Below are 23,997 nucleotides of genomic sequence, written 5' to 3' on the forward strand. Positions count from 1 at the left end.
TATGCCGCATACCAAACATCCCCATATCGTGATCTATACCGATGGAGCCTGCAAAGGGAACCCTGGACCCGGTGGTTGGGGGGCTGTTTTGCGTTCAGGAGGGCACGAAAAACATATCCATGGCGGCGAAAAACTCACAACTAATAACCGCATGGAAATTTGTGCGGTTATTTTTGCCCTAAAGGCTTTAAAACAACGCAGTACGGTCGAGCTTTGGACTGATTCCCAATACGTCCAAAAAGGGGTTACAGAGTGGCTGGAAGGTTGGAAAAGGCGTGGTTGGAAAACAGCTAGTAAGGATCCCGTCAAAAATGCAGATCTTTGGCAGGAGCTAGACTCCCTGCTCCCAAGCCATGACATCTCCTGGCACTGGGTAAGAGGTCATAACGGCCACCCTGGGAATGAGCTGGCAGACCAATTGGCCAATAAAGGCGTCGAAGAATTTCTACCCTAGGCCAACGTCCTTCGACGACCACCTTTTAAGGCATCTTATGAGAGAATGGTCCTGCTTTAAATAGCCCAGAAACAGCATATAAACCCTAGAAAACCAAAAAAACGAGTCTGTGTCAAAAATTGAATCCTCCCTTGATAAGTTGTTAGGCAAGCTTGTGCAACTGAAGGATGCAGGCAAGTCTCGTTTATGCGCGCTTTGGAATAAATATTTGCCTCAGGTTGATAGGCTTAAAGACATTAATTACGCCTCTTTTAAGGCGTTCATCAAACGTTTTAAGTGGCGTATTTTGATCGTTTTGATACTGCTGTATGCGGGTTCAAAAACATACGATTATTTTTTTCCAGCAGGTAAGAAAGCTGGCGGCCCTCAAACGATTACTAGTATTGTGGTCGAAAAAAAGGATGTACCACTGATCATCGAGGCAACCGGCACTATTGTCTCCAATAGTATTGTTGATATTCGCCCTATGGTAACCAATACTGTTACTAAAATTCACATCAAAGACGGGCAGGATGTTACTGAGGGTCAGCTGCTTTTCAGTCTTGATGATCGCAACGATAAGGCTAATTATCAAAGACTAAAGGCTTTGGCTGATGATGCTGAGAAGCAGTATTTGCGAGCAAAGGAATTGGTAGCCAAAAATTTCATATCAAAAGCAGGTCTAGAAACTTCTCTTGCAAATGCAAAATCAGCTCAAGCAGCAGCTCGTTCTGCAGAAGTGCAGCTCTCCTTCGACTCAATACGCTCCCCTATTAATGGTCGCGCTGGGATTATTAACGTTTTTCCAGGTTCTTTTGTACAGGCAAGCAATGCAGTCATTAGTTCAACTACAGCTTCCGCCACCACCACTACCGGATCAATGGTCACCATTACTCAATTGAACCCTATTAACGTTCAATTTGTTATTCCAGAAAAAGATATCCCAATTATTTTGGAAAACAAAAAGGCTGATGAACCCTTAAAAGTTAAAGTTACCGTTGGCAATTCTGGCAAGACTACCTACGAAGGCCAGGTATTAGTGATTGACAACCAAGTGGACCCAGCAATTGCCGCAGTGAGAGTCAAGGCGCAAATTTCTAACGAGAAAATGGAGATCTTGCCTGGTCAATTTGCCCGCGTCTCATTAAATGCCAACACACTAAAAGACGCAATTGCAGTTCCAACACAAGCTATTGTGATTAGCCCAACAGGTCGCCTGGTATATGTTGTAGATAAGGATGATAAAGTAACCGCGAAGCCAGTAAAGGTTACATATGAATACCAGGGCACCTCAGTAGTTACAGGTATACAAGCTGGTGACCGCATTGTTGTTGAAGGCAAGCAGAATTTACGAACTGGCAGCAAAGTACGCGAGGCTAAGGCTGGCAAAGGCCCAGCTCCTGATGCTCCTGCAAACAATAATTCTGCTACAGAGCAAAAATGACGCTTTCTGAGTTATGTATTAGACGCCCCGTCATGACGGTGTTGCTATCTATTGCAACCGTCATTGCTGGAAGCGTTGCGTATTTCAAAATTCCAGTAGCCGCCCTACCGAGTTTTAATACACCAATTATTTCGGTCACTGCAAGTCTGCCAGGAGCAGCTCCAGAAAATATGGCATCCGCAGTTGCGTTGCCGCTTGAGAAAGAATTCTCAACAATCGATGGCATCAAGGTCATTAGCTCAACCAATTCACTTGGCTCTACTAGCATCACCCTTGAATTCAATAATGATCGCGATATTGATAAGGCAGCGGTAGATGTGCAAGCAGCTCTCTTGCGCGCACAAAGACGCTTGCCTATTGAAATGACGGTACCGCCTTCTTATCGAAAAATTAATCCTGCAGATACCCCAGTATTAATTGTCCGCATGAGCTCTCCATCTATTAGCCTCTCGGAGATGAATGCCTATGCCGAGAATCTAATGGCGCCGAATTTATCGACTATTTCAGGCGTGTCGCAGGTTTCTGTTTACGGTGCCAAGCGCTATGCAGTTCGTGTCAGCGTAAGACCAGATGCATTAGGCAACCGCAACATTACGATGGATGAAGTGGCTGCTGCAATCAATAAAGCCAATACGAATAGTCCAGTTGGCACTCTAGACGGCCCACGACAACTCATTACCATCTATGCAAATCCTCAATTAGTTAAGGCAGAAGAGTTTGGCAACCTCATCATTGCGCAGCGCAATGGATATCCAATCTATCTTAAGGATGTGGCAGATGTACAAGAAAGCTACGAGGATGTAAAAACTTTTGCCTCAGCAAAAGGCGAAAGATCGATTGCGATTGGTATTAACAGACAACCAAATGCCAATACGGTTGAAGTGGTTGATTCGATTAAACGCTTGTTGCCCTCGCTTCAAGCGCAGATGCCTGATTCGATTCAGCTGACGCTCATCAACGATCGCTCACTCTCAATTATTGAGTCTATTCATGACGTTAATATCACCCTCCTTTTCACTATTGCATTAGTGATTCTGGTGATATTCCTGTTCCTTAAACATGTATCAGCAACAATTATTCCATCAATTAGCCTGCCTATTTCCTTAATTGGTGCCTTTTTTGTTTTCTACTTCCTAGGCTATAGCCTAGATAACATCTCTCTATTGGGTATCACGCTAGCTGTTGGCCTAGTTGTTGACGATGCGATTGTTGTTTTAGAGAACATCATGCGTTACGTTGAGCAAGGCATGGATCCGCTTAAGGCTGCACTTAAGGGAAGTAAAGAAGTCGGCTTTACTATTGTTTCCATTTCCCTGTCCCTGGTGGCAGTCTTCATTCCGCTCTTCTTTATGGCGGGACCGATTGGCCTACTCTTCAGAGAATTTGCGGTTGTCGTTACCCTCTCCATTTTGGTTTCTGCCGTTGTTTCACTGACAGTAGTGCCTATGCTTTGCAGTCGATATTTACCAAAGCCTGACCACAAACCAAAAGAATATGGAATTACCAAGAAATTTGATCGTCTCTTCGATTGGACTTTAAAGGGATACGTTCACTTTTTAGACTTAGCCTTAGTCAATCGCAAAAAGGTGCTGTGGGGAGCAATTAGTAGCTGCGTCATTACAGTTGCCCTCTTTGTCTATAGTCCTAAAGGTTTCTTCCCCGAAGAAGATATTGGTCAATTGCGAGTGACGGTTGAAGCCTCAGAGGACACTTCATTTAAAACGATGATTGCCTTGCAAGATCAAGCAGCCAAAATCGTTGATAGCGACCCTAACGTTGCGACATCGATTTCTATTTTGGGTGGCGGACAAAGCTCAGGGCGCAATACCGGTCGGTTCTTCATTATTTTGAAGCCAAAAGGCGAGCGTCAAAAAATGAGCAAGGTAATGGAAGGTCTTCGAACTAAGTTTAGAGAAATTCCTGGCATCCAGGTTTACATGAGCCCAGTGCAGAATTTACAACTAGGCGGACGAAGCAGTAAGAGCCGTTATCAGTTCACATTACAAAGTGTTGGCTTTGAGGGTGTAAATGAATGGGCTGACAAGATATTACAAAAGATGCGCACCGATCCGATCTTTAGAGATGTGACAAGCGATTCGCAACTCAAGGGCCTTAACGTCAAAATTGATATTGATCGAGAAAAAGCTGCAAGCGCTGGTGTATCCATTGCCGATATACGAACAGCCCTCTACTCTTCATTTGGCGAGCGCCAAGTGTCCACCATATACACGCCAGTTAACACCTACTACGTCATTCTCGAAACGGCAGAGGATGATAGGCAGTTTGAAACAGACTTAAATAAAGTTTATGTCCGAGGCAGAGCTACTGACAAACTCATACCCCTATCTAGCTTAGCTAGCTTTGTGAGAACGGTTGGACCAACCGCTGTAAATCATCAAGGTCAAATTCCTGCTGTAACGATTTCATTTAACTTGGCCCCAGATGTCTTTTTGGGTGATGCAACCAAAGCGATAGATCGGTTTGTAAAAGAGGTTGACTTACCACCATCTATCATTACGAGTTATGGCGGCGATGCCGCTGTATTTAAAGACAATCAATCGGGCCAAGTAATCTTGTTGCTGGCAGCTTTAGGTGTAATTTATATTCTGCTTGGGGTTTTATACGAGAGCTACATACATCCACTCACCATTTTGGCTGGACTACCTTCTGCTGCTATTGGAGCCATCTTAGCACTGCGTATTTTTGGTTTTGAGCTCACTATCGTGGCTTCTATTGGCATCCTACTTCTGATTGGTATCGTTAAGAAGAATGCGATCTTGATGATTGACTTTGCCTTAGATGCGCAACGTAATCAAGGCATGAGTCCAGAGAAAGCGATTAGAGAGGCTTGTATCTTGCGCTTTAGACCCATCATGATGACCACGATTGCCGCTTTGATGGGTGCACTGCCAATTGCACTAGGCCTTGGTGCTGGGGCGGAGTTACGCCAACCTTTAGGTATTAGTGTTGCCGGCGGATTGATATTCTCACAATTTGTAACACTCATCATTACACCAGTAATTTATCTTTACCTGGATAAATATGCAGGCAATGGTCCAATGGATATTCCGCCTGCAGTTCTAGAAGGGACATAATGCGTCAAGTTATTCTCGATACCGAAACCACAGGCTTAAATCCTGCTACGGGTGACCGCATCATTGAAATTGGTTGCGTGGAAATGGTTGGTCGTCGCTTAACAGATAGAACCTTTCATTACTACATCAATCCAGAGCGTGATATTGATGCAGGAGCCTTTGCGGTACACGGTCTCTCAAGGGAGTTTTTATCTGATAAACCAATTTTTGCAAATATTGTTGAGCAGCTTATTGAGTTTGTAGATGGCGCTGAAATCGTGATTCATAACGCAGCCTTCGACTTAGGATTTTTGGATAACGAGTTCGCCCTCTTAAAACGTCCGCCGTTCCGTAACCTAGCATCAAAAATTACTGATACCTTGCTCGATGCGCGTCAGATGTTCCCGGGCAAAAGAAATTCTCTAGATGCCCTATGCGAACGCTTTTCTATTAGCAATAAACATCGCACTTTGCACGGCGCTTTACTGGATGCCCAGCTTTTAGCTGAAGTCTATGTAGCGATGACTAGAGGTCAAGAGGATCTGTCCATTGATCTCATTGATTACACGGTAGGCGCAGACTCCTCCGGTCACACCAAAGCCCTGCCGACCAATTTAAAGGTTCTTTCTGCATCAGAGGATGATTTACTCAGCCATGAGAAGATCCTTGCTGAAATTGCCAAGGCAAGTAAAAAGGACTCCGTTTGGAGCCCTTTAAGTACCGCAAGTTGAGTAACTAATTAGATTGCTGCGGCAATCGCCTTGCCTAAATCATCAGTCTTAGCTGTTCCGCCTAGATCAGGCGTCAAAGGTGCATTTCCAGGGCCAGAGGCCAATACCTTTTCAATAGCCGTAAATATAGCTTTGCCAGCCTCTGGATAGCCAAGGTGATCGAGCATCATCGCCCCGCTCCAAATTTGACCAATCGGATTAGCAATCATTTTGCCAAAGATGTCAGGCGCAGATCCATGTACAGGCTCAAACAATGATGGGAACTTGCCTTCTGGATTAATACTTCCCGATGGTGCTACGGCAATCGTACCGGTACAAGCAGGACCTAAGTCAGAAAGAATGTCGCCAAATAAATTAGATGCAACAACCACATCAAAACGATCTGGATTCATCACAAAGTGTGCCGCCAGAATATCAATGTGATACTTGTCAGCCCTAACATCAGCAAACTTCTTCGACATTGCTTCTACGCGCTCATCCCAGTATGGCATCGTAATAGCAATACCGTTTGATTTCGTAGCTGAAGTGAGGTGCTTCTTAGGGCGACTTTGCGCCAGATCAAATGCATATTGCAAAATACGGTCCACGCCCTGTCTTGTGAAAACGGATTCCTGAATAACAATTTCACGATCTGTATCAGGAAACATTTTTCCACCAACACTAGAGTATTCGCCTTCAGTATTCTCACGCACAACAAAGAAATCAATATCACCAGGCTTGCGATTAGCTAATGGGCAAGGAACGCCTGGCAGCAAGCGTACAGGACGTAAATTGACATATTGATCAAAGCCACGACGGAACTGAATCAAGCTACCCCACAAAGAAACGTGGTCAGGAAGAATGTCCGGCATTCCAACTGCGCCAAAGAAGATTGCGTCGTATTTAATTAAAGTATCAAACCAATCATCAGGCATCATTTTGCCGTGCTTAAGATAGTAATCACAACTTGCAAAGTCAAAGTGATCAAACTGCATTCCGAGATTAAATTTACGATTGGCAGCCTCAAGTGCACGAACGCCCTCAGGCATAACTTCTTTACCAATGCCATCGCCAGGAATAACGGCAATCTTTGGATTCTTAAAAATTTTCTTTGCGTTCATGGGTTGCTTGTCTCTTTTTATTTTTGGTGAATGTGAATTTTACAAATTTCTAGCTAATTGCGCGGCGGATCTCATCCGGCGCTTTTTTACTACCTTTTTCTCCGGAATCTGTATCGTAATCAGTGGTATTTTCAATTGTCTCTGGAACCGCCTCTAGCATGCGAATATTATCTTTCGGGCAAATTGGTGCGCCATAGCTAGCCCATTTTTTAAGCAAGGTAACCTCATAACCGCATTGACTGCACTTTGCTTTGCTGCGACTGGCATTGCTGGGTCTAGGAGGCGGAAAGACGATGGCTTGATGTGGGTATGGACCCAGCTCCTGGCTAATCATCATTAGCTTTACGGTTAGCTCTTCTGTGGCATGCGCCATGCGGGCTGGACCTTCTAGACCAACCGTCTGCGCAATTCCCTTGAAATCCTCACCATGACCACTAAAACAGTCATCCACAGCATGGCAAAGCTCATGCACCAAGGTATCCAAAAGTTGTACCGGCTCATCTAATTTAGGGGAGATAAAAATCTCATTAACACCACCACCAGATCGCTCACGAGGCCAACATTGACCGAGCGTTGTTCTGGGGCTGCTGGAGGCTGGAAAGCCACAAGAAACCCTTACTGGAGGGATTGCGTAACCCGCCTTTGAAAATACTGGCTCCAAATGCCTTACAGCATCCTCAAGCCATGCTTCACGTACTGTATGTTGCTTCATCTAACTTATCTTCTATCGAATTTCTGGGACAAAAAGCTTAAATTGCGATCATACGCCACCATAAGTAGAATGAACCAATGAAAGATCTAGAAAGCCTCAGCGCCTCCCAAGCCATTAAAGCTCTCTCAAAAAGGGAGATAAAGGCCACTGATTTACTGCTCTCCTGTCTCGACCGCATAGGACAACGGGAGAATCATGTAAAGGCTTGGACGAGCCTTGGCAAGGAAAATGCCTTAACGCGCGCCAAAGAGCTGGATAAGGGGGCATTTAAAGGTATTTTGCATGGCTTACCTATCGGTGTGAAAGATCTATATGACACCTATGATTTGCCGACCTCTTACGGCTCGCCCATCTACGCCAATCACTATCCAGCAACCGATGCCGTCTCAATTGCATTAATACGACAGGCAGGCGGCATCATTCTCGGCAAAACAGTTACTACAGAGTTGGCATCATTTAAAAGTGGTCCAACAACAAATCCGCATAATTCAAGGCATACGCCCGGAGGATCCTCAAGCGGCTCTGCTGCAGCGGTTGCCGACTTCATGGTGCCACTAGCGACTGGTAGTCAAACAGCTGGCTCAATGATTCGTCCAGCATCCTATTGTGGCGTAGTAGGCTTTAAACCGAGCTTAGGTAAAGTCAGTATCGCGGGCGTGAAGAGCCTATCGGTCTCATTGGATACTTTGGGATGCTTTGGCAGGACTGTAGAGGATGTAGGGTTGGGTGTGGCAGCCATGAGCGGTGATCATCGTCTTGCAAAGATTGAGGCGCTACATAACAAGCCCCGCATTGCCATTTGCAAGACTTCAAACTGGTCTCTCGCCCATCAGGAAACTGCAACTGCAATGGCGGTAGCACGGCATGCGGCGGAGCGCATTGCTAAATCCACTGTTGCGGACTTAAAGCTACCCAAATCCTGTGATGACATCACACAAGTACAAACTCGCATCATGCTCTCCGAAATGTCTCGCAGCTTTCTATTTGAGCGAACCCACTATTCAAAAAAATTAAGCTTAATATTGAGCAAGCAACTCAGTGACGGCGCTGCAATTAGTTATGAGCAATACGCAAAAGATTTACTGTTTGCAGACAATGCAAAATCATCCATCAACGCACTTTTCAATGATGAGATTGATCTATTGATAGCTCCAAGCGCTACGGGTGAAGCACCTGATTTAAAAGATGGGACAGGTGATCCTGTCTTCTGTCGAGAATGGACTCTATTAGGATTGCCGTGTATCAACATCAATGTAGCCAGCGGCCCCAACGGATTACCCGTTGGCGTGCAGCTCATAGCTGGGCCTGGCAAAGATCATTTTCTTTTAAGCGCAGCAAGAGCTTTTGTACACGCTCTGCCTGATCCCACTTTAAGAGACCAGGCATAGAGCAAGATCAGTCAAGCGTAATGTTTGCCGCTTTAATTGCTTTGCCCCAGAAAGGAATTTCTTTCTTCACCAAAGCATCAGTTTGCGCTGGATTGAGATAACGCAGCTCTACTCCAGCTGCATCCGAACGTTCTTTAACCTCCGGCAAAGCCAAACTCTGTTTTACTGAGTTCGTCAGTTTTGTAATAACAGGTGCTGGTGTACCTGCTGGTGCATATAAGGCAACCCAAGACTCTAGCTGAAATGAAGGAAGACCTGCTTCTGCAGTGGTTGGTACATTAGGCATACCGGGATGACGATTTTTTCCAGTAACAGCCAAGCCTTTTAATTTACCGCTTTGTACATGCTGCATCAAAGAAGGCGGTGTACTAATAAACACTTGTACCTGCCCTGCCAATACATCTTGAATTGCAGGCCCCGATCCCTTGTAAGGTACGTGCACCATTTCTACACCAGTGGTTTGCTTGAAGATCTCGGTACCAATATGAGAAACCGAGCCATTACCTTGTGATGCGTAATTTAATTTACCTGGATTTGCCTTTGCGTATGCAATGAACTCCTTCAGATTGTTGACCGGCACTGATGGGTGCACTGCAATCACATTTGTTGAGACAGTTAACAAAGCTACAGGTGAAAAGTCTTTAATGGGATCCCAAGCTAGCTTGTCAAATAATGCAGGGTTACCTACGTGGTATCCAGAGTAAGAAATTAATAAAGTGTATCCATCAGGCTTTGCATTGGCGACATATTGATATGCAATATTTCCGCTGGCGCCAGGCTTGTTATCGACTACTACGGTTTGACCAATCACTCTTGTCAATGGCTCGCTCAACAAACGCGCCGAGGTATCAACCAATCCGCCCGGTGGATTAGGAACAACCAAAGTAATGGGCCTATCCGGAAATGATTGAGCAGATGCCAATCCAGCTAAGCCGAAGCTTAATACCGCCAATACATTACCTATAACTCTATTTTTATTCATCAGTGTCTCCAGATTTTTATTGTTGAAACTTATCTTTGCCCAATTTTTACACTACCAAATACTGCTTGTGCTTCACGTGGCAAGCAGCGCCAATAACGCTCATTTGCTGTGACCGTTCCATCCAAAGCCGCAGCAGCCTCCCAAGCCCAACGCGGCTTATATAAAAACGCTCTTGCTAATGCAATTAAATCTGCATCGCCCGCTTGTAAAATGCCCTCAGCTTGCTGAGGCTCTGTAATTAAACCAACTGTCATGGTTGGCAAACCTGATTGGTCTTTAACAATCTTTGCAAACGGTACCTGATAGTTTGGGCCAATCGCAATTTTCTGCTTCGGAGAGATGCCGCCTGAAGAGATATGAACAAAATCACATCCCAATGGCTTTAGTTGTTTAGCAAAATCTGCAGTTTCTTCGGGCGTCCACCCTCCTTCAATCCAATCGCTAGCGGAAATTCGGATGCCAAGAACTCCTTGATAAGCAGCTCTTACGGCTGCAAATAGCTCCAGTGGAAAGCGAATTCGATTTTCAAACGAGCCGCCGTATTCATCGGTGCGTTGATTGGCAATCGGCGATAAAAATTGATGCAATAAATAACCATGTGCCCCATGAAGTTCAATCCCATCAATACCAATGCGATCTGCGCGCTTGGCTGATGCAACAAAATCAGCGATCAACTTCTTTAACTCATCCTTGCTTAATTCATGAGGTGGGCGCTCTCCGTCTAACTGTGGAATCGCTGAAGGCGCTAGCGTTTCCCAGCCACCTTGATCTTTGGCAAGCAGTTGACCACCATTCCAAGGAGTGGCGCTAGAGGCTTTACGACCTGCATGAGCTAGCTGGATAAAAACTGGTACAGCGGGGGCCAAGGAGCGCGCTCGAGTTAGCTTATCTTTTAGAGCCGCTTCTGTGCGGTCATCCCAGAGCCCTAAGCAAACCGGGGTTATGCGGGCCTCCGGGCTAACGCCCGTTGCTTCAATAATGAAAAGTGCTGCGCCGCTATTGAGTAAATTACCCCAATGCATTAGATGCCAGTCTGTTGCCTCGCCGTTATTGGCTGAATATTGGCACATTGGAGCCACTACTATGCGATTAGCCAGCTCGAGGGGTCCACGTGGCGAATTGAGGGTGTAGCTAGAGAATAAAAGACTCATTGAATGCCTTAAAAAGCCCGAAAAAGGGGCAAATATACGAAAATTGCCGTAAAGCTATAAAATAACTAAAAGCAGAATAAACGAGATAGCAAAGTCGTGCAGGCCATAAAGCCAAGCGCCTTTTTTACTAATAATCCTATAAACACACACCTCAAGAGACTATGAACGCACCCCAAGCCTTTGAATCAAAAGAAGATATTGGCCACTTTGTTGGCGGCAATGTAGTTAACCCTAAAGATGGCCGTTTTGCCGATGTATACAACCCTACCAAAGGGTCTGTAGCTCGTCGCGTCGCCCTTGCTAGTCGCAAGGAAGTAGATGCTGCTGTAGCAGTTGCGCAAAAAGCTTTTGAGACCTGGAGTCAAACTAGCCCACTACGACGTTCCCGTATCTTGTTTAAATACTTAGAGCTCTTAAACGCTAATCGCGATGAATTGGCTGCGATCATTACAGCGGAACATGGCAAAGTATTCACCGATGCGCAAGGCGAAGTTACTCGTGGAATTGAAATTGTGGAATTTGCCACTGGCATTCCAGAATTGCTAAAAGGCGATTACACCGAACAAGTTTCTACAGACATTGATAATTGGGTAATGCGTCAGCCACTGGGCGTAGTTGCTGGTATCACTCCATTTAATTTCCCTGTCATGGTGCCAATGTGGATGTTCCCAATGGCTATTGCTTGCGGCAATACATTCATTCTGAAGCCTAGTCCTACCGACCCAACTGCATCTCTATTCATGGCCAAGCTCCTCAAGGAAGCCGGTCTTCCTGATGGCGTATTCAACGTGGTCCAAGGCGACAAAGAGGCAGTGGATGCTTTGATTGAAAATCCAGATGTTAAGGCTGTGAGCTTTGTAGGCTCTACCCCAATTGCGAACTACATTTATGAGCGCTGCGCTCATTTCGGCAAACGTTCACAAGCATTAGGTGGGGCTAAGAATCACATGGTCATCATGCCTGACGCCGATATTGATAAAGCAATTGACGCATTGGTTGGCGCCGCATACGGCTCAGCTGGCGAACGCTGTATGGCGATTTCAGTAGCAGTCTTGGTTGGTGACGTTGCTGAAAAAATCATGCCAAAACTGATTGAGCGCACTAAGACGTTAAAAGTGAAGAACGGCATGGAGCTTGATGCCGAGATGGGTCCAATCGTCTCTAAGGCAGCTCTTGAGCGTATTACTGGCTATATCGAAAGCGGCGTAGCTTCTGGCGCAAAACTATTGGTAGATGGTCGCGGCCTCAAAGTTCCTGGCAATGAAAATGGCTTTTTTATTGGCGGCACGTTATTTGACAATGTCACCCCCGATATGAAGATCTACTTAGAAGAAATATTTGGACCAGTATTGTCTTGCCTGCGTGTTGCTAACTTTACAGATGCACTCAACCTAGTCAATTCTTGCGAATTCGGCAATGGCGTCGCTTGCTTCACTAGTGATGGCAATATTGCTCGTGAGTTTGCGCGTCGCGTTCAGGTAGGCATGGTTGGTATTAACGTACCTATTCCAGTACCAATGGCGTGGCATGGTTTTGGTGGCTGGAAAAAATCCATCTTTGGAGATATGCATGCATATGGCAAAGAAGGCGTTCGTTTCTACACCAAGCAAAAGAGCGTAATGCAACGCTGGCCTGAAAGCATTGCTAAGGGCGCAGAGTTTGTGATGCCTACGTCTAAGTAACTCTTGGATGTAAATTGCAAAAAAGCGATCTTAGGATCGCTTTTTTATTTGCTCGGTTTTTATAAGGCCGTTACTGAAGGGTATTTTTTAATGCTGGGATCATTGGCATTGATAGCACATCGATACCCTCTTCTCTTAAGGCCTCAGCCTCATCCAAAGTTGTCTGACCTCGAATACTTCTCTCGGGAGATTCTTTGTAGTGAATCTTTCTGGCTTCATCAGCAAAAGAGTCGCCGACATCTTCTGAGCGCCCCATCAGCTCTCTCATGCCCTTCAAGAAGGCTGCTTGGACTTGTGCCTCTAGCTGGGAATGATCACTACCAGTAAGCGCAACCACTCCTCCACTCAGATTCTCAGATTCAGCTTTAGGAATAGCCAGTTCTGTAGAAGATGATTTACCAATATGCGGTGCTGAAGGCATCCGAGTAATTTCAGTGCTGTCACAAACCGGACAAGCAAGCATCCCCTTGTCTTGCTGGGCAAGACAATCCTCTTCCGAAGCGAACCACCCTTCAAAACGGTGATCTAACGGGCAAGCTAAGTTATAGACTTTCATAAAACGTATATAGGGGCAAAAACGATAAATTCAATACCCCCCATTTTAATCGGGTTTGGGAACGCCCTATTCGATTGGGGTTGGCTTGACCAAACCCCTGCGATAACGCTCAAGCCAATAGGCTGAAATCGTTGTTTTAACGTCCGTAATCTCACCATCCTCAACCCACCCGATTAACTGCTCTAAGGGAGCCGCAAAGACGTCTAAGAACTCCTCATCGTCAACATGACTCTTGCCAGGGACCAAGTCTTCAGCCAAGTAAATATCAATAAGCTCCGTGGAATAAGAAATCACCGGATGAATACGGCGGATGTAGCTCCACTTCTTAGCTGTATAGCCCGTCTCTTCCTCGAGCTCTCTTTTGGCGCACAGAAGATGATCTTCACCAATCTCCAGCTTGCCCGCTGGAATCTCTATACAAGCTTTTGCGATTGGGTAGCGATATTGGCGCTCAAGCAGTACCCTGCCATCATCAAGAATTGCAACAATAGCTACAGCTCCCGGATGAGTTAAATACTCACGAACAGCCGCTTCGCCATTCGGCAAGGCAATCTTGTCACGCTTCATTTTCAGGAAAATGCCACCATAAATATCCTCCCCAGAAATGCGCTCTTCGCGCAAATGAGAATCTCCTGATGGTAGATCTTGAAATGATTTTTCAGTCATTTACATATTCCTCTTGAAAATCGATGACATCATCATACAAAATAGCCGTGACACTTCATTGTCATAAACAATAAAGGCTCCCTAAGGAGCCTTTATTTACATTGGATCTTGTATTAGGAGCCCAATAAAGTGCGACGCATAGCATCTAAGCATAGCCCCATTAATCCAGCAGGAACAACACCGATTGCCAATACCAAAATGCTATTTAAACCCAAGATGCCTTTAGCAAAACCAGAGCCACTCACAGTGATCTCATGCTCAGGCTCATCAAAGTACATTACCTTGACAACTCTGAGGTAGTAGAAAGCGCCGATCAAAGATGCAATCACAGCGATTACAGCCAAGAATGTATGCTCCGCATCAACCAAGGCCTCAAGAATACCCAACTTAGCGGCAAAGCCTACTGTTGGCGGAATACCAGCCAAGGAGAACATCATCACAAGACCAATAAAGGCAAACCATGGGTGCTTCTTATTAAGACCTTTTAAGCCATCTAAGGTTTCGCAGTCGTAGCCCTTGCGTGACAGAACCATCAACAAACCGAAGGTGCCAAGAGTAGTCAAGACATAAGTAATGGCGTAGAACATTGCTGCGCTAAATGCATGGTCATCAAATACAGACAACATACCTAAAAGAACAAAGCCCATTTGCGCAATAGCTGAATAAGCCAGCATACGCTTAACGTTAGTTTGAGCGATCGCAGTAACGTTACCTACAACTAGAGATAAGACTGCCAGCAATACCAACATTGGTTGCCAGTCGCCTAGCAATGGCAATAAGGTGTTTACTAACAAACGGAATAGCAATGCAAAAGCGGCCAACTTTGGAGCTGCGGCAATCATCAATGTAACGGCCGTTGGTGCACCTTGATAAACATCAGGCACCCACATATGAAAAGGCACTACACCTAATTTAAATGCCAAGCCGGCTACGATAAATACCAAACCGAAAGCCATAACCAAGTGGTTAACTCTAGGATCAGCCACTACCTTGAAAATTTCAATGAGATCCAAAGAGCCAGTAACACCATAGAGCATGGACATGCCATAAAGCAAGAAGCCTGACGCCAATGCACCTAAGATGAAATACTTAATACCAGCCTCAACACTCTTCTCACTGCTATGACGCATTGCTACTAAAGCGTAGGTTGGCAAAGCCATTAACTCCAGGCCGAGATACAGAGTCAATAGATTTGCGCCAGAGATCAATACGAATTGACCAAGCAAAGCGAGTAAAGCCAATACGATGAAGTCCGGACGGAATAAAGCGCGGTCCATCAAGTACTGCTTGGAGTAAATCAAACTTACCAATACAGCAATGCAAGAACATGCTTTAAGCAAGTTCGAGAAAGGATCAGACTGGAATAGCCCATTCATTGCGACTAAAGCTGGATCACCCATACGGCCCACAAAAGCGAACACCAAGTAAACCAACAAAATGATTGTGAAGAAATAAACAAATCCAACGCCACGCGGAGTATGGAAAACGTCCTGCTCCACACCAGGAGTTGATATCACTCTTTCAGGAACGTAAACACTCGCAACCAGCAGTAAACAGGTTGCAATCAGTAAAACAAGTTCCGGCAGGATGGCGTATAGGTCGAATGCTTGCATTTGTGCTTACTCAGAGTTTGCTAACAGCAACATGCTGTAGCAGATTAATCACAGCTGGATGGATGATGTCAGTGAAAGGCTTTGGATAAACACCCATACCAATCACGCAGATCGATAGAACTGCCATCAAGAAATATTCACGGCAGTTTAAGTCCTTCAACTCCTCTACATGAGCGTTATTGATCGTGCCGAAAAATACGCGCTTGACCATCCATAAAGAATACGCAGCACCCAGGATCAAGGCTGTTGCAGCCAAGATACCAATGACGAAATCATAATCAACAGCAGCCAAAATAACCATGAACTCGCCTACGAAACCAGAGGTTGCAGGTAAGCCGCAGTTAGCCATCGCCATCAATACCGCAAATGCAGTAAATGCAGGCATACGGTGTACAACGCCACCGTAATCCGCGATCTGACGGGTGTGCATACGGTCATAAAGCACGCCAATAGAAAGGAACATTGCGCCAGCAACAAAGCCGTGTGAAATCATTTGCACAATGCCGCCCTCAATACCTAAAGGACTAAAGAGGAAGAAGCCTAAAGTTACAAAACCCATATGTGCTACAGAGGAATAAGCAACCAGCTTTTTCATATCCTTCTGGACTAAAGCAACTGCACCTACGTAGATCACAGCCACCAAAGATAGGAAGATTACAAATGGTCCCAAATACTGACTAGCATCTGGTGCGATTGGTAATGAGAAACGCAGGAAGCCGTAAGCACCGAGTTTCAACATAATTGCAGCCAAGACTACGGAGCCACCAGTTGGAGCTTCTACGTGTACGTCCGGCAACCAAGTGTGCAATGGCCACATTGGCACTTTCACAGCAAACGCCATAAAGAACGCAGCAAATAATAGGATCTGCTCTACGATATCTAAGCGTGCGTTTTGCCAAGCCAAGATATCAAAGGTATTGGTTACGTTGTACAGATACAGCATGGCAATCAAGGTAAGCAAAGAGCCAAGCAAGGTGTACAAGAAGAACTTGAATGCAGCGTAGATACGATTATGTCCACCCCACACACCAATAATGATGTACATCGGTATCAACGTTGCTTCAAAGAAGACATAAAACAATAAGGCATCAAGCGCACAAAATACGCCAATCATTAATCCAGAGAGGATCATGAAAGAAGCCATGTATTGAGATACTTTGGTTTCAATAACTTCCCATGCTGCAATCACTACAATAATGTTGATGAAAGCAGTAAGAACAATAAACCAAACAGAGATGCCGTCGATACCTAGGTAATAGTTAATGTCGTAGCGCGGAATCCAGCTAATCTTTTCAACAAACTGCATGCCAGGATTTGCAATATCAAATTGCAAGATCAAAGGCAGGGTTGCAATAAAGCCGAGTACGGCACCGACAAGAGCTAACCAGCGTACGCCGGCAGTTGGCTTCTCAGACCCATAAAACAAAATAATGAGTCCAAAGACAATCGGGGTCCAGATGGCGTAAGAAAGAATCATAGTGGCTACTTAAGTAACAAAGGCCTAGCGAACAAAAGGCAGATAAGCGTACAAAACCCAAGCTAACAATACCGCCAGGCCCGCAATCATTGCGAAAGCATAGTGATATAGATAACCGGATTGCAAATGGCGGATAACTCCAGCAAAGCGCCCTACTGCATGCGCACTGCCATTAACAAAGAAACCATCGATAACCTTTTGGTCACCGCGATGCCATAGGAAGCCACCGATCCAAATGAGGCCCTTAGCAAATACAGCTTGGTTAATTTCATCGAGATAGTATTTGTTGTCAAACAATTTCTTGATCGGAGCAAAAGCTTCTGCAACCTTGCCCGGCAACTTTGGTGCCCACAAGTAGCCGATAGCTGCAGTTAATACACCTAACACTACTAATAGCAATACAGGTGAAGTAAATGCATGAATCGCCATAGCAACTGGACCGTGGAATTCATCTTCCAATTCTTTCATCACTGGATGGCGCGCCAAATCGATAAAGATTGAATCACCAAAGAATGTTCCGAACAACAACGGTGAGATAGTGTAGAAACCAATGATCACAGATGGAATAGCCAAGAGAATCAATGGCAAGGTCACAACAAACGGTGACTCATGTGGTTTTTGACCTGGAGCTAATCCGTGGTGCGCATGATCGTCACCCTGCTCTGCATGATCATGATGATGGTCATGCGCATGTGCATCATCGTGACCCCAGCGTGCTTTTCCATGGAATACATAGAAATACAAACGGAATGAATATAAAGCAGTGACAAATACGCTTGCCATAACCGCAAAGTATGCAAATCCAGAACCAGGAATATGGCTTGCAGCTACCGCTTCAATAATGGAGTCTTTTGAATAGAAGCCCGAGAAGAATGGCGTACCTACCAGCGCTAAGTTGCCAAGCAACATCATGAGGCAAGTAATCGGCATGTATTTCCAGAGACCGCCCATCTTACGCATGTCTTGTTCATGGTGCATGCCAAGAATCACGCTACCAGCAGCAAGGAACAATAAAGCCTTAAAGAAAGCATGAGTCATCAAGTGGAAGATGGCTACTGGGTAAGCAGAAACGCCCAGAGCAACAGTCATGTAACCCAATTGAGACAAAGTGGAATAAGCAACTACGCGCTTAATGTCATTTTGGACAATGCCAAGGAAGCCCATAAAGAGTGCTGTGATAGAACCGATCACTAAGATGAAGCTCAATGCAGCATCAGACAACTCAAATAAAGGCGACATGCGTGACACCATAAAGATGCCAGCGGTAACCATGGTTGCAGCGTGAATCAATGCAGAAATTGGAGTTGGGCCTTCCATTGAATCCGGCAACCAAACATGCAATGGAAATTGAGCCGACTTACCCATGGCTCCAATGAACAAGCAAATACAAGCAACGGTCATCAAATTCCAGCTGGTACCGGGCAATGTTTGCGCAGCTAATGCGGAGTTCTGAGCAAAGATGACGTCGTATTGCATCGAGCCTGTGCTGGCCAACAAAATACCGATACCAAGGATGAAACCGAAGTCACCAACGCGGTTGACTAAGAAAGCCTTCATATTGGCAAATACTGCAGATTGACGTTCAAAGTAGAAGCCAATCAATAAATAAGAAACTACGCCTACTGCTTCCCAACCAAAGAAGAGCTGCAATAGGTTGTTACTCATTACCAACATCAACATGGCAAAGGTAAATAAGGAAATATAGGAGAAGAAGCGGTTGTAACCCTCTTCACCATGCATATAACCAATAGTGTAGATGTGAACCATCAGCGACACAAAGGTTACTACGCACATCATCGTCGCAGTAAGCGGATCAATTAAGAAGCCAATATCTAGATTGAGCTCACCCAATTGCATCCAGCGGTAAACAGTTCCATTGAAATAGAAACCATCCATCACTTGAACTAAAACATTACAAGACAAAACAAATGCAATTGTGACGCCCAAGATGGTTACAAATTGACTTGCGCCATGTCCGATGCGATTGCCGCCTAATTTAGTGCCAAAGAATCCGGCAATGATGGAGCCAACCAATGGCGCCAAAGGAATTGCGCAGAGTACGGGAATATTTAAGGTCAATTGCATGACTAGCCTTTAAGGTGGTCAAGATCTTCGGCATTAATGGTGTCAACCTTACGGAAGAGCACAACCAAAATTGCCAAGCCGATAGCTGCTTCAGCAGCTGCCACTGTCAAAATAAAGAATACGAATACTTGACCTGCCATATCACCCAAATAATGAGAGAAGGCTACAAAGTTCATGTTAACTGCAAGAAGCATCAATTCGATTGCCATCAGCAATACGATCACATTCTTGCGATTTAAGAAAATACCAATCACGCTAGTTGCAAAGAGAATTGCACTAAGTACCAAGTAGTGAGCGAGAGTAATGCTCATTTCTTCTCTCCTCTTGTGTCTTGCTTTGCGGCCATGTCTGAACCCATTTTCACAATGCGCATACGATCTGCCGCAACCACATTGACTTGTTCGTGAATATTTTGTGACTTAGAGTCCTTACGATTACGCAAGGTCAAAGCGACGGCTGCAATAATTGCAACCAATAAGATCACTCCAGCAACTTCAAACGCATAAACATAATCAACAAAGATCAGCATGCCTAAAGCTTGAGTATTGTTTGCCATCATTTCTTCTGGCATCGGCTGCACTGGTGCATTAGTACCGATGAAGCTGCGAATGATCACTATAGAGAGTTCAAGAACAATCACAGCACCCATCAAGAAAGCAACTGGCAGGAACTTTTTGAAGTCACGACGCAAATGCTCTAAATCCAAATCGAGCATCATGACTACGAAAAGGAATAAAACCATCACCGCGCCAACATAAACCAAGATCAAGGCGAGACTTAAAAACTCGGCTTTGAGCAACATCCAAAGGCCAGAGGCACAGAAGAAAGCCAAGACTAAAAATAAAGCTGCATGGACTGGATTTCGAGCTGTGATCACACGCAATGCAGAGATAACAAGTAAGCCTGCAAAGCCATAGAAGAAAACAGCAAACAAAGTAGATGGATCGAATGTCATATTCAGTTCAGCTCAATTCGATTAACGGTAAGGTGCATCAGCTGCACGGTTTGCGGCGATATCTTTTTCATACTTATCGCCAACAGCTAAAAGCATGTCTTTAGTGAAGTACAGGTCGCCACGCTTATCACCGAAATATTCAAAAATATTGGTTTCAACAATCGCGTCAACCGGGCACGCCTCTTCGCAGAAGCCGCAGAAAATACACTTTGTTAAGTCAATGTCATAACGACTGGTACGACGAGTGCCGTCTTCACGCTCAGCGGTTTCAATAGTGATTGCATAGGCTGGGCATACTGCTTCACAGAGTTTGCAACCAATACAGCGCTCTTCACCATTTTCATAACGACGGAGTGCATGTAAACCGCGGAAACGATTAGACAATGGCGTCTTCTCATCCGGATACTGAACAGTGATTTTTGGCTTGAAAAGATAGCGACCAGTAATCGACATACCAGTAAGGATGTCTTTGAGCATCAAGCTATCGAGGAATTGGGAAATTTTCTTAAACATGATTGGTCAACTTATTTCCAAATATTCCATGGGGATACGACCCATGCGCCGATAACAACCACCCAGAAAACGGAGATGGGAATAAAGATCTTCCAACCCAAACGCATGATTTGGTCATAGCGATAGCGCGGCAATGTGGCACGCAACCAGATCACACAAGACAAGAGGAAGAATGTCTTGCCAAATAACCAGAAGAAACCTGGAATATCGCGCAAGATTGGCAAATCAACAATCGGTAACCAACCGCCTAGGTACATGATTGAAGCAACAGCAGCAATCAAAATCATGTTGGCGTATTCAGCTAAGAAGAACATCGCAAAAGACATGCCTGAATACTCAACCATGTGTCCAGCAACAATTTCAGATTCACCCTCAACCACGTCAAATGGATGACGGTTAGTTTCAGCAACGCCGGAAATAAAGTAAATCAAGAACATCGGTAGCAATGGGAGCCAATTCCAAGAAAGGAAATTCAGACCCATATCTGCAAATACACCCTGTTCTTGAGATGCAACGATTGCGCTTAAGTTTAGAGAGCCAGAAGTAAGCAACACGGTTACCAATGCAAAGCCCATCGCAATTTCGTATGAAATCATTTGGGCTGATGCGCGCATGGCACCAAGGAACGGATACTTTGAATTAGATGACCAGCCAGCCAAAATCACGCCATAAACACCGATCGATGAAATAGCCATGATGTAAAGCAAACCAGCATTAACATCAGCCAAAACCATCTTGGCTTGAAATGGAATGACTGCCCATGCTGCAAACGCAGGCATGATTACCATAATTGGCGCTATGAAATAAAGAACTTTACTTGCTTGTGCAGGAGCAATAATCTCCTTCATCAAAAGCTTTAATGCATCTGCAATTGGCTGCAACAAACCTAATGGACCAACACGGTTTGGCCCAAGACGAATATGCATCCAACCGATGAGCTTTCGTTCCCAGAGGGTTAAGTAAGCTACACAACCAAACATTGGCAATACGATAATGACGATGCGCACCAAAGCCCAAACCAATGGCCACAAAGAACCAAAAATGGCTTCACCTTGGGTGGTAACGAGGTTCAAGAAATTATCCATCTCTGACCTTATGCCTTACTAACAGTTACAGGGCCAAACATAGAGCCCAATTTCGCACTAGCCATAGTGCCAGCAGAAATTCTGACGGCGCCTGGCGCTAGGTTTACTTCTAATGTTGCTGGCATATCTACTGTCTGACTGCCTTGAGTAACGCGCACAGCATCGCCCTCTTTCAAGCCCAATTCAGAGAATGTCTTTTGATTTAAGCCAGCTTGATTGCCGCGTTTTGCATCACGTGTAAGTTGCAGCGCTGATGAACGACGAACAATTTGATCGCCGGCATAAATATTGACATCAGCCAAACGCTCAAGACCATTCAAAGGAGCCGCATTTCCATTGGCAATAGAAGTAGCTGAAGTTTTATTACTCAGACGAGTGCAATAGTTTTCAGGTAATGCCTCTCCCAAGACTTCTTCAGGAAGATTAAATAAGAAACCATCAAGACCCAGAAGACCGCCGAGCACACGAATGACTTTCCATGCCGGACGTGAATCGCCTAATGGTTTTACTGAAGGTTGAACAGTTTGGGCTCTACCCTCTAGGTTTACAAACGTAGAAACTGTTTCTGAGAATGTTGAGATTGGCAGAATGACATCAGCCACCTCAAGTAAATCTGCACTCTTATAAGCGCTCAATGCGATGACTGTGTTTGCCTTAGCCAAAGCAGCACGTGCTGCAGTTGGATTTGGAAGGTCTGCATCAGGCTCGATATTCATCAAGAACACTGCACGGCGCTCGCCAGACAGCAATGATTCAACACCAGCACCGTTAGCGTTAACCAATGAAGCACCAACTGAATTGCCACCAACAGGCAAGAATCCTAAAGTTGCACCAGTTTGCTCTGCAATAAATTGAGCCAGCACATGTAAATCAGATGCATGTTGGTGAGCAATAGCAGCAGAACCTAGCAATACAGCCACTGATTCACCGGAAATTAGGCTGTCTGCAATTTTTTGGGCTGCTGGTGAGACTGCTAAGTTAGCTGTGCCAGCTGGTGCGCTGACTGATTTTGCTTTGGCTACTGCTTGAGCAACTTCACTTAATGCATTGAGCCATGTGCTTGGAGCAGCAGCGATACCATTACTTGGAATTAACCAGTCGTCACCACCAGCGTCAATACGAGTTACTTGTAATCCACGTTTGCTTGCAGTACGGATACGAGCGGCCAACACTGGCTGATCTTTACGCAAGAAGCTACCAACGACTAAAAGGCGATCTAATTCATTGATTTTGGCAATCGGCATGCCGAGCCATGGCGCGCTTGCAGAAGCAGCCACATCAGATTGACGCAGACGGGTTTCTACTTGTTTTGAACCTAAACCGCGAACCATCTTTTGTAAGAGATGCAATTCTTCTGTACTGGAAATTGGGTGAGCTAAAGCACCGATTGCCTCAGGACCACTTTCCGCTGAAATAGTCTTCAAAGAATGTGCAACATAATCAAGTGCTGATTGCCAATCTGTTTCTAACCATTGACCGCCCTGCTTCACCATTGGTGTTGTGACACGATCAGAGCTATTTAATCCTTCGTAAGAGAAGCGATCGCGATCACTAATCCAACATTCATTAATTGCTTCATTTTCTAACGCAACAACGCGCATCACTTTATTTGCATTAGTTTGAACTGAAGTGTTCGCACCTAAGCTGTCATGCGGGCTTACTGAACGCTTACGACCCAATTCCCAGGTACGTGCAGCGTAACGGAATGGCTTGCTGGTTAACGCTCCTACTGGGCATAAGTCAATCATGTTTCCAGAAAGCTCTGAATCTACAGTCTGACCTACGAAAGTAGTAATTTCTGAATGCTCACCACGGTTGACCATACCTAATTCCATTACTCCAGCAACTTCTTGGCCGAAGCGAACGCAACGTGTGCAGTGAATGCAACGGGTCATCTCCTGCATGGAGATTAATGGTCCAACATTCTTATGGAATACAACGCGCTTTTCTTCGTCGTAACGAGAATTGGATTTACCGTAACCTACCGCCAAATCTTGTAACTGGCACTCACCACCTTGGTCGCAAATTGGGCAATCCAATGGGTGATTAATGAGCAAGAATTCCATTACAGAACGCTGCGCTTCTACCGCCTTAGCTGAATGCGTAAATACCTTCATACCTTGGGTAACTGGTGTTGCACATGCAGGTAAAGGTTTTGGTGCTTTTTCAACTTCAACCAAGCACATACGGCAGTTAGCAGCGATTGATAATTTCTTGTGATAGCAGAAGTGAGGAACGTAGGTGCCGAGCTTGTTCGCGGCGTGCATCACCATCGAACCTTGCGGAACTTCTACTGCCTTACCATCTAATTCGATTTCTACCATGCTCACTTTTAGATATCCCGTGCTCT

Annotated in this window: 20 protein-coding genes; 6 read left to right on the forward strand and 14 right to left on the reverse strand. The window is 45.1% G+C overall.

Annotated elements, in window-relative coordinates:
- The first annotated feature begins 1 nt into the window (after position 1).
- The 4 genes from rnhA to dnaQ all read left to right on the forward strand — a co-directional run bounded on the left by rnhA (position 2) and on the right by dnaQ (position 5,682).
- Positions 2 to 454 carry a ribonuclease HI gene (gene rnhA / locus JaK3_RS07615; RefSeq protein WP_068322986.1) on the forward strand — a complete coding sequence of 151 codons (453 nt, stop codon included), beginning with the start codon at positions 2 to 4 and terminating at the stop codon, positions 452 to 454.
- Positions 455 to 563: 109 nt separating this feature from the next.
- Complete coding sequence (locus tag JaK3_RS07620) at positions 564 to 1,877, forward strand: efflux RND transporter periplasmic adaptor subunit (protein WP_068322988.1); 1,314 nt, start codon at positions 564 to 566, stop codon at positions 1,875 to 1,877.
- Positions 1,874 to 4,972, forward strand: a complete 3,099-nt coding sequence (locus JaK3_RS07625) for an efflux RND transporter permease subunit (protein ID WP_068322991.1) — start codon at positions 1,874 to 1,876, stop codon at positions 4,970 to 4,972. The genes JaK3_RS07620 and JaK3_RS07625 overlap by 4 nt, the downstream gene beginning before the upstream one ends.
- A complete protein-coding gene (gene dnaQ, locus JaK3_RS07630; protein ID WP_068322994.1) occupies positions 4,972 to 5,682 on the forward strand; it encodes a DNA polymerase III subunit epsilon in 711 nt (236 codons plus the stop codon). Before JaK3_RS07625 ends, dnaQ begins: the two co-directional genes overlap by 1 nt.
- 8 nt (positions 5,683 to 5,690) lie before the next feature.
- On the opposite strand, the gene JaK3_RS07635 is transcribed toward dnaQ, so the two are convergent.
- Both JaK3_RS07635 and JaK3_RS07640 read right to left on the reverse strand, forming a co-directional pair.
- Positions 5,691 to 6,782, reverse strand: coding sequence for a tartrate dehydrogenase (locus JaK3_RS07635; protein WP_068322997.1), 1,092 nt, complete (start codon positions 6,780 to 6,782; stop codon positions 5,691 to 5,693).
- A 49-nt stretch (positions 6,783 to 6,831) separates the two neighbouring features.
- A complete protein-coding gene (locus JaK3_RS07640) occupies positions 6,832 to 7,494 on the reverse strand; it encodes a SprT family zinc-dependent metalloprotease (RefSeq protein ID WP_068323000.1) in 663 nt (220 codons plus the stop codon).
- 77 nt (positions 7,495 to 7,571) lie between these two features.
- Between JaK3_RS07640 and JaK3_RS07645 the strand changes: the two genes are divergently transcribed.
- Positions 7,572 to 8,882 (forward strand): amidase, encoded by a 1,311-nt coding sequence (locus JaK3_RS07645; RefSeq protein ID WP_068323003.1) that lies wholly within the window; start codon positions 7,572 to 7,574, stop codon positions 8,880 to 8,882.
- A gap of 7 nt (positions 8,883 to 8,889) precedes the next feature.
- Here the strand turns inward: JaK3_RS07645 and JaK3_RS07650 are convergent, their stop codons facing one another.
- Positions 8,890 to 9,864 (reverse strand): Bug family tripartite tricarboxylate transporter substrate binding protein, encoded by a 975-nt coding sequence (locus JaK3_RS07650; protein WP_068323006.1) that lies wholly within the window; start codon positions 9,862 to 9,864, stop codon positions 8,890 to 8,892.
- Between the two features lie 29 nt (positions 9,865 to 9,893).
- Positions 9,894 to 11,015: an NADH:flavin oxidoreductase/NADH oxidase gene (locus JaK3_RS07655; RefSeq protein WP_068323008.1), complete on the reverse strand. Its 1,122-nt coding sequence runs from the start codon at positions 11,013 to 11,015 to the stop codon at positions 9,894 to 9,896.
- A 161-nt stretch (positions 11,016 to 11,176) separates the two neighbouring features.
- On the opposite strand from JaK3_RS07655, the gene JaK3_RS07660 reads away from it, so the two are divergent.
- Positions 11,177 to 12,697 (forward strand): CoA-acylating methylmalonate-semialdehyde dehydrogenase, encoded by a 1,521-nt coding sequence (locus JaK3_RS07660; protein WP_068323011.1) that lies wholly within the window; start codon positions 11,177 to 11,179, stop codon positions 12,695 to 12,697.
- Positions 12,698 to 12,767: 70 nt separating this feature from the next.
- On the opposite strand, the gene JaK3_RS07665 is transcribed toward JaK3_RS07660, so the two are convergent.
- The 10 genes from JaK3_RS07665 to nuoG form a co-directional block, all read right to left on the reverse strand.
- Positions 12,768 to 13,253 carry a DUF1178 family protein gene (locus tag JaK3_RS07665; protein ID WP_068323014.1) on the reverse strand — a complete coding sequence of 162 codons (486 nt, stop codon included), beginning with the start codon at positions 13,251 to 13,253 and terminating at the stop codon, positions 12,768 to 12,770.
- 66 nt (positions 13,254 to 13,319) lie between these two features.
- Positions 13,320 to 13,919: an NUDIX domain-containing protein gene (locus JaK3_RS07670; RefSeq protein WP_068323017.1), complete on the reverse strand. Its 600-nt coding sequence runs from the start codon at positions 13,917 to 13,919 to the stop codon at positions 13,320 to 13,322.
- Between the two features lie 113 nt (positions 13,920 to 14,032).
- On the reverse strand, positions 14,033 to 15,532 hold the full coding sequence (nuoN, locus tag JaK3_RS07675) for an NADH-quinone oxidoreductase subunit NuoN (protein ID WP_068323020.1): 1,500 nt from the start codon (positions 15,530 to 15,532) through the stop codon (positions 14,033 to 14,035).
- Between the two features lie 10 nt (positions 15,533 to 15,542).
- Positions 15,543 to 17,009, reverse strand: a complete 1,467-nt coding sequence (locus JaK3_RS07680; RefSeq protein ID WP_068323022.1) for an NADH-quinone oxidoreductase subunit M — start codon at positions 17,007 to 17,009, stop codon at positions 15,543 to 15,545.
- A gap of 24 nt (positions 17,010 to 17,033) precedes the next feature.
- Positions 17,034 to 19,094 (reverse strand): NADH-quinone oxidoreductase subunit L, encoded by a 2,061-nt coding sequence (gene nuoL, locus JaK3_RS07685; protein WP_068323025.1) that lies wholly within the window; start codon positions 19,092 to 19,094, stop codon positions 17,034 to 17,036.
- 2 nt (positions 19,095 to 19,096) lie between these two features.
- Entirely contained in the window at positions 19,097 to 19,405 is a 309-nt protein-coding gene (gene nuoK, locus JaK3_RS07690) for an NADH-quinone oxidoreductase subunit NuoK (protein ID WP_068323029.1), read from the reverse strand.
- Positions 19,402 to 20,049 (reverse strand): NADH-quinone oxidoreductase subunit J, encoded by a 648-nt coding sequence (locus tag JaK3_RS07695; protein ID WP_068323033.1) that lies wholly within the window; start codon positions 20,047 to 20,049, stop codon positions 19,402 to 19,404. The genes nuoK and JaK3_RS07695 overlap by 4 nt, the downstream gene beginning before the upstream one ends.
- Before the next feature lie 21 nt (positions 20,050 to 20,070).
- Positions 20,071 to 20,562 (reverse strand): NADH-quinone oxidoreductase subunit NuoI, encoded by a 492-nt coding sequence (gene nuoI / locus JaK3_RS07700; RefSeq protein WP_068323035.1) that lies wholly within the window; start codon positions 20,560 to 20,562, stop codon positions 20,071 to 20,073.
- Positions 20,563 to 20,573: 11 nt separating this feature from the next.
- Positions 20,574 to 21,647 (reverse strand): NADH-quinone oxidoreductase subunit NuoH, encoded by a 1,074-nt coding sequence (nuoH, locus tag JaK3_RS07705; RefSeq protein ID WP_068323039.1) that lies wholly within the window; start codon positions 21,645 to 21,647, stop codon positions 20,574 to 20,576.
- Between the two features lie 8 nt (positions 21,648 to 21,655).
- Positions 21,656 to 23,971, reverse strand: coding sequence for an NADH-quinone oxidoreductase subunit NuoG (nuoG, locus tag JaK3_RS07710; protein ID WP_068323042.1), 2,316 nt, complete (start codon positions 23,969 to 23,971; stop codon positions 21,656 to 21,658).
- Positions 23,972 to 23,997 lie beyond the last annotated feature (26 nt).

This window comes from Polynucleobacter yangtzensis (assembly GCF_001595965.1).
Lineage (GTDB): Bacteria > Pseudomonadota > Gammaproteobacteria > Burkholderiales > Burkholderiaceae > Polynucleobacter > Polynucleobacter yangtzensis.